Below are 9115 nucleotides of genomic sequence, written 5' to 3'. Positions count from 1 at the left end.
TCCCATTTCGTCCATTTTAACCCCACAACAGCATTGTTAATGATCGTCCCCAATAGGACGTTCCAATAACGCGCAAAGGGGCGAACTGGTTGCGTTGGGCCTATGACGGCTTGCGCATCATTGCATGGAAACCGGCAACGAGCGTATCGAACGCGGCGCGGACGCGGGGTACGCGGGCCAGGTTTTCGTGGGTCACGATCCAGGTGCCCATTTGCACTGGCGCGTAATCGGGCAGGATGCGCACAAGGCGCGGGTCGGCCTCGCACAGCGGGACCTGTGCCACGGCGATGCCCACGCCGGCCCGGGCGGCGGCGATCTGGGCGGGATGGCTGTCGGTGCGCAGCACCATGCGGTTGAGCGCAAAGGTCAGCCCCAGGCGCCGGGCAAATTCAAGATCAAGCGGATCGCGGTCGGGCCCGATCATGTCATGGTTGGCCAGATCCTCGAGCGTTTCGGGCCGGCCGCGCCGCGCCACATAGGCGTGACTGGCAAACATGCCCAAAGGGATGGTCGCGACCTTGCGGGCCAGAAGCGCCTGCTGGTCGGGCGCGACGGTGCGGACGGCAAGATCGACCTCCTGGCTCAACAGATCGGCCCGCTGATTGGACAATGACAACTCGATGCGAATGGCCGGGTGCGACACCCTGAGGGTCTCGAGCATCGCAGGAATGACTTCGATTCCCATAAATTCGGGCACGCTCAGCCGCACGATGCCGGCGATTTCTCCGAAGGGTGCCGAAGCACGGCGCATAAAGACATCCGATGCAATGGCCATGGCATGGGCGGGTTCGCGCAGGGCTTCCGCCGCCTCGGTGGGCGTGAGCCCGGTCATCGAGCGGGTGAACAGTACGGTGCCCAGATCGGCCTCGAGCGCCTCGATGCGGCTGCGCACCGTGGGATGGGACAGACCAAGCCGTCGCGCCGCACCCGAAAGGCTGCCTTGCTCAAGCACGGCAAGAAAGATGCGCTGGTCGTCCCAGTTGATCGTCTGCTTCATAAGTTTTTTGTAGGCGATACTCCAAGTTTTGCCAATTTATTTTTAGGCCTGCCGAGCCCATCTTTCGTCCATCGCAAACGCAGACGAAGGATTTCGATCATGGATACGGAAAAAAGGACGGCATTGGTTCTGGGGGCCACGGGCGGGGTGGGCGGCGCCATCGCCACAGCCCTGATCGGCAAGGGCTGGACGGTGCGCGGGCTGGCGCGGAACCTCGATGTGGCGCGGCGCAGCGGGGTGGCTGGAATCGACTGGGTGGCCGGCGATGCCATGAACCGGGCGGATGTGATCGGCGCGGCGCAAGGGGTTTCGACCATCGTGCACGCGGTCAACCCGCCGGGTTACAGAAACTGGGGCGAGCTGGTGTTGCCGATGATCGACAACACCATCGCCGCGGCGCGGGATGTGGGGGCGCGGGTGGTGCTGCCGGGCACTGTCTATAATTTCGATCCTGCGCACACACCGGTGCTGAGCGAGACAAGCCCGCAGACCCCGAAAAGCTTCAAGGGCCGTATCCGTGCGGAGCTCGAGGCCCGGCTGGAGCGGGCGGCTCCTGAGGTGGAAAGCCTTATTCTGCGGGCCGGGGACTTTTTCGGGCCGGGTGCCCGATCGAGCTGGTTCGCCCAGGGCATGGTGGCGGCCGGTAAGCCGGTGCGGCGCATCATCAATGTCGCACGCGGTGCGGGGCACAGCTGGGCGTATCTGCCCGATCTCGCTCAGGCCTTCGCGTTGCTGCTCGAGCGCCCTGAGGCCTTGCGCCCGTTCGAGCGGCTGCAGTTCGAGGGTATTTACGATGAGAGCGGGACGGTGATGATCGAGGCCATCGAGCGGCAGGTGGGACGCAAGCTGCCGGTCTATCGCTTTCCCTGGTGGGCGATGCACCTTCTGGCACCGTTCGGGGGATTTGCGCGCGAGGCGGCCGATATCGCGGCGGTCTGGCGCCATCCGATGCGGATGGACAACACGCGGCTTGTCGAACTGCTCGGCGCCGAGCCGCGCACGCCGCTCGACACCGCCATGCACCAATCGCTCGTGGCGATGGGGTGCGTGGCCGAGACGGATCCGATCACTCCATCGGACCTTCGGTCTGTCCATCCCGACCTGAAGGCTCGGCATCCGTGACCAAGGGCCCGCTTTCATAGGTTTCGCGTGATTTGAGCACTGACCTTGTCATTATGGCCATGTCGTTGCTCCAGAAGAGCCGTTCGGCCGAATGGGTCAAGAAGTCCTGGGGCAAATTCACCAACGCCCGGAATTCGAGGTGTCGCTGCTCCCCGGAGCCCATCATCCGCCACTCCGTCTGGTAGCCGGCGTGCTGCGCACCTTTCTCGGCATATTCGAAGGCCTGTCGGATCTCCTGATCTTCAATCCTGTAGGTCGGGGGGAAGGCATAGGCGACGACGATACGCCGAACATTGAGCATGACCGTAACGTGTTGGACCATACCGAATGCTTCAACCTCGTAGCGCGCCATGCTGGTACCGCGCACATAACTGAAAGCGGTTTTTACATTGCTGGCGCTTTGAATCGAGGGCGCTTCGGCCGTACCGATGGGTGGAACGCCATAGTCCACGGCCTTGAAGGCGTCGGGCAGTTCCTCGAGCATGAAGCGGTCGGTGCTTTTTTTCAGTCCCTCGACATCAACCGATACGCGGGACATGAGCAGGACGACGAGGAAGCCTATTGCGGTTGCAGCAGTGTTGGCGAGCGATATGCTCGCCACAACGATGTTCTCGTTGCCAGTGGGATGAATCCACAGCAGATAGGCCACAAGGCCAAGCGAACAGGAAAAAACAACGGCGACAATCGCCATCACGATCGCGCGAGCCGGTCCGCTCAAATACAACAACTGCTCGCGCATCATGCTGCCATCCCAGTCCAATTTGCAGTCGCGGACAATAGAAGGATGGCCACCTTGAACGCAAGGTCCGACGCCCCATATCATAGCCAAGCGACGATGAAGCCTGAAGCAGGTTCAAAGTTGCGATGTTGCTTGGTATCAAGGACATGAACGACCGATGACACGGGTATCGCTGTTTTCCGCCCCTTTTCTTCTGGGCTTTGATGCGTTCGAAGAGCGTTTCGACCGGCTTGCACGGGCCTCCGAAGGCTATCCTCCCTACAATATCGAGCGGATGACCGCCGAAGCCGGGGATGAAACCTATTCGATCGCCATTGCGGTCGCCGGATTTTCTCGTAACGATCTGGAAGTGATTGGAGAGGATAATCAGCTGATCGTGCGGGGCCGGCAGACTGAAGACGGTGCGCGCCAATATCTGCATCGCGGCATCGCCGCACGGCAGTTTCAGCGCACTTTCCTGCTTGCCGACGGCATGAGGATAGAGGGTGCCGAACTGAAAGACGGCCTCCTCGTTATCACCGTATACCGGCCCGTCACCGAGACCGTGACCCGCCGTATCGAGATCCGTTCGGTCGAGTAGAGAGGTATGCGTTATGAACAAGCCCATTGAAAAGACAGCGTTCACTGACGCCCATCTGGGTGTCGAGGCCGAACCGCTCAAGACGCTGACCGCCGCACAGTTCGCAGCACTGGGCGCCGGGGACATCGTGTTCCGCAAGCAGATGGACGCGGGCGAACTGGCCGAGTTTATCCCCCAGGCCGCCATGGCGCCTGCCGAACAACGCCTGGAATTGCTCATGAGTGCCGACGGCGCTCCCGTTCTGATCGCCGACACCGAAGAAGCGATCATGGACTGGATCGACGGCCACGAGGTGCAGTTGGCGACATTGCATTAGCCATGAATGAGCCTGCCAAGAGCGCGCCGGTGCTGCGTGTCGCCCGCCCAACCGACAACATCGACGCGCTCCTGCATTTCTATCGCGACGGGATGGGATTTGAACTTTTGTCCCGTTTCGAGGGACATAACGGATTCGATGGCATAATCCTGGGCGGGTCTGGCGCGCCCTATCACCTCGAATTTACCCGCGCGCATGGCCATAGGGCCGGACGCGCGCCGACCGAGGACAATCTGCTGGTCTTTTACCTGCCAGACGAAACCGCCTACGAGCAGGCGCGCGACCGCATGGAAGCTGCGGGCTATGCGCCGGTCAAATCCTTCAACCCATGGTGGGACGCCGAAGGCGTGACGTTTGAGGATCCCGACGGCTACCGCGTCGTATTCTATAACGACAGCTGGAAGCGCTAAACGAAAAAGGGCCGTCCCGCATGGGATGGCCCTTTTTGGTATCACGCAGGTCGGTCGGGCTTTTGTGCCTGAAAACTGTTATCCATGCTCGAGAAGCGCTGTGGAGGGAGCCATGAAGCGGATTGGACTTGCGGTGATGGCTATGCTTTTGGGCATGGCCGGGGCGTCGGCCCAGACCATCGAGAGCGTCTATACCGATTTCGACGCAACCCGGTGCGTCATGTTTGCGCCGGGCGAGGCGGACACGGGAATACCGCGGCAGGCGGTTTGCCCCGGTTATGGCGGCTATCCTGTGTTGCTCCAGACAATGGGGGACAATCACAGCCTTTATTTCGGGTTTCCCCCGCAGGGCGAGCTGGTCTCGCGCTGGGCAAGCTTTGTCGATACGGGCACGCCGCACGATGTGATCGAATGGCGGGTGTTGAGCGAGGGGGAGCGGCAGATCCCGTTGGCCACCATACAGCGCTGGTTCGTGGCCGCGCCCGAGCGGGACGCGCCCATCGAGGTGCTGCTCGTCCAGAAGGTGGGGCTGATCGAAGCCTGGCAGGGGTGCATCGTGGGTTATGTGGTGGCAACCGGCAATCCGGGCGCCAATGAGACGGCGCGCAAGATGGCCGATACGCTGGCGCGCGAGCCGGAATGCCGGGCCATAGAGCCGGTGATCGAAGAGGGAACGGTGCCGCTGCCTGAATACATGCTCTACGGCTACTAGAGCTTGTCCAGCAAAGGTGGAAGCGGTTTTGCTGGACAAACTCCAGGGCGGCAGATGCCTCACACCGAAATCGAAAGGCCGCCCCAAAGGGCGGCCTTATTGGTATCACGTGCCAAAGCGCGGAGATCAGGCCGCGTTGATGGCTTCGGACGGCGTGGTGAGAATATCGCGCAACTTGGTTCCGTCCTTGGTGGCGCGGAGGCGGTCGACCACACCATCGGCACGCAACAGGCGCGCGACGCGACTGAGGGCCTTGAGATGATCGGCGCCCGAGCCTTCGGGGGCCAGGAGCATCATGACAAGATCCACAGGCTGATCGTCGACCGCATCGAAATCGATGGGTTGGGCAAGGCGGGCGAAGACCGCCGTGACGCAGGGCAGGCCCTTGATCTTGCCGTGGGGGATGGCGATGCCATTGCCCAGGCCGGTCGATCCCAGCTGTTCGCGGTTCTGCAGGGTCTCGAAGATCACCTGCGAATCGATACCGACAAGTTCAGACGCACGATCAGCCAGAAGTTGGAGGAGCTGGCGTTTGCTCGCGACCTTAGCGCAGGCAATGATCGAATCCTGCGACAGGATGTCAGCAAGTTCCATTTAACAAACCTTTTGGGTGACGTTTCTCTTTATGACCGCTGACAATCTCGTCTCAAGCCCACGCCTTTTCCATCGTCCTATACAATGGTCGGCGGGCGGTGTGTCCGGCGCGCTTCCGGACCGAAAGGGCGGCATGCACCCTTTGCCGGAAACGCGCCAATGCGCGTCATGTTTGCGACAAGGCCGGATCGATCCATCCAATGTTCCCGTCGGCCCGGCGGTAAACCACATTCATGCCCCCATGTCCAGCGTGCCGGAAGACAATTACATCGGACTGTGACAGATCGAGCTCCATGACGGCCTCGCCCACGCTCATGGTGCGCAGATTGGAGGTCGCCTCGGCGATGACGGGGGGTGCGAAATCCTCGTCGAGTTCGATATCGTCATCGGGCGCGGCCAGCACATAGGCCGAGTAGCCATCGCCTGCCCCGTTGCCGTTGGCGCTGCGCCTGTGGTTCTTGAGCTTGCGCTTGTAGCGCCGCAGGCGCTTTTCGATGTGGGTGGCCATATCCTCATAGGCCGCTATGGCATCGTTGGCAGAGGCCGTCGCCTGCAGGACGACGCCGGTATCGAGATGAATCATGCAATCGGCCTTGAACCCGATGCCTTCGGGCTCGAGGGTCAGATGACCGTCATATCCTCCATCGAAATATTTGCCGACCACGGCATCGATCCGATCGGTGGCGGTGCCGCGGAGCGTTTCTCCCACGTCCATGTTTTTGCCAGATACGCGCAAGCTCATGATGGCCTCTTGGTCTGGTTTCGGATGCCCGGCACGGGAGCCAACCTCATCTGCACCCAAGCTCTGACGGGCACTGTGGAGTCTAGACCCCTTGGCTGACCCTTGGCAATCAGAACCGGGCCGGCGCCATCACTTTCAAGTGGTGGCGGTGGATAACACCGAGCCCGCAGCCGACGTTCCCGGGGCAAGGAATTTTTCAATATATTCTTTGTTTTCAACGGTTTGAAGATCGGTGCCGCTGGCATGAAAGCGGCAAGCCGGGAGCGTTCTTGTGTCGGGGTGCCCCGACCGGTATAGTCCGGCCCAACAATGGCAATTCCAAACGCTAAAAGAGCCAATGACTGCAACGATTAGGGCCGAGGCGCATCCCTCACGCGGCCCCTGCCTTATGGCCGTGCTGCGCATGGCCGGGCTGCGGCCCACCCGCCAGCGGCTCGCGCTGGCCGAGCTTCTGTTTTCCGGTCCGCACCGGCACGTCAACGCCGAGCAGCTCCATTCGGAGGCCGAGGGCGCGGGCGTTTCGGTTTCGCTGGCCACGATCTACAATTCGCTGCACCAGTTCCGGCAGGCCGGGCTGTTGCGCGAGATTTCAGTGGATGCGGCGCGGTCTTATTTCGATACCGACACAACCGACCACCATCACTTCTTTATCGAGGATGAGCAGCGGATCGAGGACATTCCGTCCGATTCGATCAAGATCGCCGGCATTCCCGATGCGCCAGAGGGCATGAAAGTGACCCATGTGGATGTGATCGTTCGGGTCAAGCGCACCCAATAGGGTCTGTGGGCATGAGGTGGTTGGGCTCCGGCCCCCCACAATTGTCTCAGTCGAAGACTTCGCCTTCATAGACACCCCAGAGCGTCTGCTGGGCGACAAAACCCTGATATGAGCTCGTGCGGCCATCGGGGCCGGTGTGGCTGAGGCGGATTTCGCAGGCCGTGCCGGTACAGGTGCGCACCGAGACCAGCATTTTTGGAGAAAGCCAGGCGCGGATGGCCGATTCGGGGCTGGCGGATACGCGCAGGGCAATTGGACCTTCAGCCTGCCAGGGAGCGACGAGGGCCGTCCTGTCGCCGACAACCAGGTTCTGGTGAACCCAGCCCTCATCGCCCTCCACATCGCGAATGCGGCGCCATGTGTCGAATTCGGCCGTGATTTCGACGGGAACCCCGGGGCGCAGAAAGGTAAAGGCAATATCATAATTGGTGCCCGGCCCGACGCGGACATTGGTGGGGGCGTTGCGCATGGAAACAAAGCGCGGGATGGGCAGGCCGCTGGAGGCGCCAACCTGCGCATTCTGGGCGAGGAGCGGGGTGACCGACAACGCCGGGGTGCCAAGGGCCAGAGCCAACACCAAAAGCAGGCGAAGGGAGATGAAAGGGCGCACGATTTTACTCATTGAACAGGCTGAACGCTGCGCCGGCGTGCGCGGCAGGACTTTGCAGCACGGCGCTTTTTCCCTAACAGTAATCGCGCGATCTTAATGCGCGCTGAAAATCATAGAGAACCGGTGCCGGAGCTAGTCTGCAATAATGGTGATCGTGTGACCCGGGACCGGGCCAAAATCGTCGTTTCCCGCCGCCTGCCCGAGCCGGTCGAGGCGCGCATGGCGGCGCTGTTCGACGTCACATTCAACCAGAGCGACGCTCCACTCGATTCGACGGCTCTGCTGAGCGCGCTCAAGGGGGCCGAGGTTCTGGTCTCATCGATCACCGACCGCATCGATTCGGATTTCATCGCCCAGATGCCTGCGGGCGTCAAACTGATCGCCCAGTTCGGCAACGGATTCGACAACATCAACATCGAAGCGGCCCATGCGGCGGGAGTAACCGTAACCAACACGCCCTCGGTTCTGACCGAGGACACCGCCGACATGGCGATGGCGCTGATGCTGTGCGTGCCGCGCCGGGTGACCGAGGGCGCTCGGGTGCTGCTCAAGGACGGGACATGGCCGGGCTGGTCGCCAACCTGGATGCTGGGCCGGCGGCTGGGCGGCAAGGCGCTGGGGATCGTGGGGCTGGGTCGGATCGGCACCGCGGTGGCACGGCGGTCGAGGGCGTTCGGACTTTCCATCCATTATTGCGGGCGGACTCGAAAAGCCCCCCAGATCGAGGAATCGCTGTGGGCGACCTATTGGGCCTCGCTCGACGAGATGGTCGAGCATGTCGATATCATTTCGCTGCACACGCCCCATACGCGCGATACCGTCGACATCCTTTCAGCGGACCGGATGAAACGGCTCAAGCCCGGGGCGTTCGTGGTCAACATTTCCCGTCCCGAACTGGTGGACGAGGACGCGCTGGCCGATCTTGTGGCTTCAGGGCACCTTTCGGGTGCGGCGCTGGATGTTTTCGAGCACAAGAGGGGGGTGAACCCCAAGCTGCTCGAATTGGCGCGGGCCGACAAGGTGATGCTGACCCCGCATATGGGCTCGGCAACGCTCGAAGCGCGGATCGAGATGGGCGAGACGGTGATCGTCAATATCCGCACCTTTCTCGACGGCCACACGCCACCGCATCGCGTTTTGCCCGAGGGGCGGTCGCCGCTTTAAGTCCCGCCCTAGAGATAAGCTGTGACTGAAGGCGCCTGCATTTGCCGGTCGTGCAGGCCGTCCTCGTAGAGGATCGGGGTGGCATCGAGTTCTTCGGGCGTCACATCGTCGAGAGTCGAGACGTTGACGGCGTGGAACCAGCCGTTGAAGGGCTCGAATTCGAGATAGCCGCGCGAGAAAACCTGCGTGCCGCATTTCGTGCAGAACATGTGATCAATGGTGCCCTGTGGCCATGAGGACGGGTCGGCAGCGTAGTGGCCGATACGGGCTTCACCCTCGGTCACGATGACCGAATCGCCATAGACGAAGGCTTTGCGATAGCCGGTCTTGAAGCAATAGGTACAATTGCAT

General features: G+C 61.6%; 13 protein-coding genes. 7 read left to right on the top strand and 6 right to left on the bottom strand.

The annotated features are described in order from the left end of the window. Positions 1-100: 100 nt before the first annotated feature. Positions 101-997, bottom strand: a complete 897-nt coding sequence (locus AACZ55_RS14190) for a LysR family transcriptional regulator (protein WP_339647151.1) — start codon at positions 995-997, stop codon at positions 101-103. 99 nt (positions 998-1096) lie between these two features. Here AACZ55_RS14190 and AACZ55_RS14185 point away from each other — a divergent pair, with 99 nt between their 5' ends. Next, positions 1097-2119, top strand: a complete 1023-nt coding sequence (locus AACZ55_RS14185) for an NAD-dependent epimerase/dehydratase family protein (RefSeq protein WP_339647149.1) — start codon at positions 1097-1099, stop codon at positions 2117-2119. Here the strand turns inward: AACZ55_RS14185 and AACZ55_RS14180 are convergent. Next, a complete protein-coding gene (locus tag AACZ55_RS14180; RefSeq protein ID WP_339647146.1) occupies positions 2064-2861 on the bottom strand; it encodes a hypothetical protein in 798 nt (265 codons plus the stop codon). The genes AACZ55_RS14185 and AACZ55_RS14180 overlap by 56 nt on opposite strands. Before the next feature lie 154 nt (positions 2862-3015). On the opposite strand from AACZ55_RS14180, the gene AACZ55_RS14175 reads away from it, so the two are divergent. From AACZ55_RS14175 to AACZ55_RS14160, 4 genes are all read left to right on the top strand, one after another. After that, entirely contained in the window at positions 3016-3438 is a 423-nt protein-coding gene (locus tag AACZ55_RS14175) for an Hsp20 family protein (RefSeq protein ID WP_338608286.1), read from the top strand. A gap of 13 nt (positions 3439-3451) precedes the next feature. Next, positions 3452-3754: a DUF1150 family protein gene (locus AACZ55_RS14170; RefSeq protein ID WP_338608287.1), complete on the top strand. Its 303-nt coding sequence runs from the start codon at positions 3452-3454 to the stop codon at positions 3752-3754. A 2-nt stretch (positions 3755-3756) separates the two neighbouring features. Further along, positions 3757-4164 (top strand): VOC family protein, encoded by a 408-nt coding sequence (locus AACZ55_RS14165; RefSeq protein ID WP_339647143.1) that lies wholly within the window; start codon positions 3757-3759, stop codon positions 4162-4164. Positions 4165-4276: 112 nt separating this feature from the next. After that, positions 4277-4876: a hypothetical protein gene (locus AACZ55_RS14160; RefSeq protein WP_339647140.1), complete on the top strand. Its 600-nt coding sequence runs from the start codon at positions 4277-4279 to the stop codon at positions 4874-4876. Between the two features lie 126 nt (positions 4877-5002). On the opposite strand, the gene AACZ55_RS14155 is transcribed toward AACZ55_RS14160, so the two are convergent. Then, entirely contained in the window at positions 5003-5470 is a 468-nt protein-coding gene (locus AACZ55_RS14155) for a PTS sugar transporter subunit IIA (protein ID WP_338608290.1), read from the bottom strand. Positions 5471-5636: 166 nt separating this feature from the next. Continuing rightward, positions 5637-6212, bottom strand: coding sequence for a ribosome-associated translation inhibitor RaiA (gene raiA, locus AACZ55_RS14150; RefSeq protein WP_338608291.1), 576 nt, complete (start codon positions 6210-6212; stop codon positions 5637-5639). 337 nt (positions 6213-6549) lie between these two features. Between raiA and irrA the strand changes: the two genes are divergently transcribed. Continuing rightward, positions 6550-6990, top strand: coding sequence for an iron response transcriptional regulator IrrA (gene irrA, locus AACZ55_RS14145; protein WP_338608292.1), 441 nt, complete (start codon positions 6550-6552; stop codon positions 6988-6990). A 46-nt stretch (positions 6991-7036) separates the two neighbouring features. Here irrA and AACZ55_RS14140 read toward each other — a convergent pair whose 3' ends face one another. Beyond that, a complete protein-coding gene (locus AACZ55_RS14140) occupies positions 7037-7600 on the bottom strand; it encodes an SH3 domain-containing protein (protein ID WP_339647138.1) in 564 nt (187 codons plus the stop codon). A gap of 156 nt (positions 7601-7756) precedes the next feature. Between AACZ55_RS14140 and AACZ55_RS14135 the strand changes: the two genes are divergently transcribed. Continuing rightward, complete coding sequence (locus tag AACZ55_RS14135) at positions 7757-8764, top strand: D-glycerate dehydrogenase (RefSeq protein WP_339647135.1); 1008 nt, start codon at positions 7757-7759, stop codon at positions 8762-8764. 8 nt (positions 8765-8772) lie between these two features. On the opposite strand, the gene AACZ55_RS14130 is transcribed toward AACZ55_RS14135, so the two are convergent. Next, on the bottom strand, positions 8773-9115 hold a 343-nt coding region (locus tag AACZ55_RS14130), incomplete at its 5' end, for a GFA family protein (protein WP_339647132.1).

This window comes from uncultured Pelagibacterium sp. (assembly GCF_963972885.1).
Lineage (GTDB): Bacteria > Pseudomonadota > Alphaproteobacteria > Rhizobiales > Devosiaceae > Pelagibacterium > Pelagibacterium nitratireducens.
Note: the sequence above shows the minus strand (reverse complement) of the source record. Positions and strands in the feature narration are given on the sequence as shown.

Excerpts from the sequence above, each read along its gene's own strand:
- AACZ55_RS14170 (WP_338608287.1), top strand. The coding sequence starts at position 3,452 with ATGAACAAGCCCATTGAAAAGACAGCGTTCACTGACGCCCATCTGGGT.
- AACZ55_RS14160 (WP_339647140.1), top strand. The coding sequence starts at position 4,277 with ATGAAGCGGATTGGACTTGCGGTGATGGCTATGCTTTTGGGCATGGCC.
- AACZ55_RS14165 (WP_339647143.1), top strand. The coding sequence starts at position 3,757 with ATGAATGAGCCTGCCAAGAGCGCGCCGGTGCTGCGTGTCGCCCGCCCA.
- AACZ55_RS14185 (WP_339647149.1), top strand. The coding sequence starts at position 1,097 with ATGGATACGGAAAAAAGGACGGCATTGGTTCTGGGGGCCACGGGCGGG.
- AACZ55_RS14180 (WP_339647146.1), bottom strand. The coding sequence starts at position 2,861 with ATGATGCGCGAGCAGTTGTTGTATTTGAGCGGACCGGCTCGCGCGATC.
- irrA (WP_338608292.1), top strand. The coding sequence starts at position 6,550 with ATGACTGCAACGATTAGGGCCGAGGCGCATCCCTCACGCGGCCCCTGC.
- raiA (WP_338608291.1), bottom strand. The coding sequence starts at position 6,212 with ATGAGCTTGCGCGTATCTGGCAAAAACATGGACGTGGGAGAAACGCTC.
- AACZ55_RS14175 (WP_338608286.1), top strand. The coding sequence starts at position 3,016 with ATGACACGGGTATCGCTGTTTTCCGCCCCTTTTCTTCTGGGCTTTGAT.
- AACZ55_RS14190 (WP_339647151.1), bottom strand. The coding sequence starts at position 997 with ATGAAGCAGACGATCAACTGGGACGACCAGCGCATCTTTCTTGCCGTG.
- AACZ55_RS14155 (WP_338608290.1), bottom strand. The coding sequence starts at position 5,470 with ATGGAACTTGCTGACATCCTGTCGCAGGATTCGATCATTGCCTGCGCT.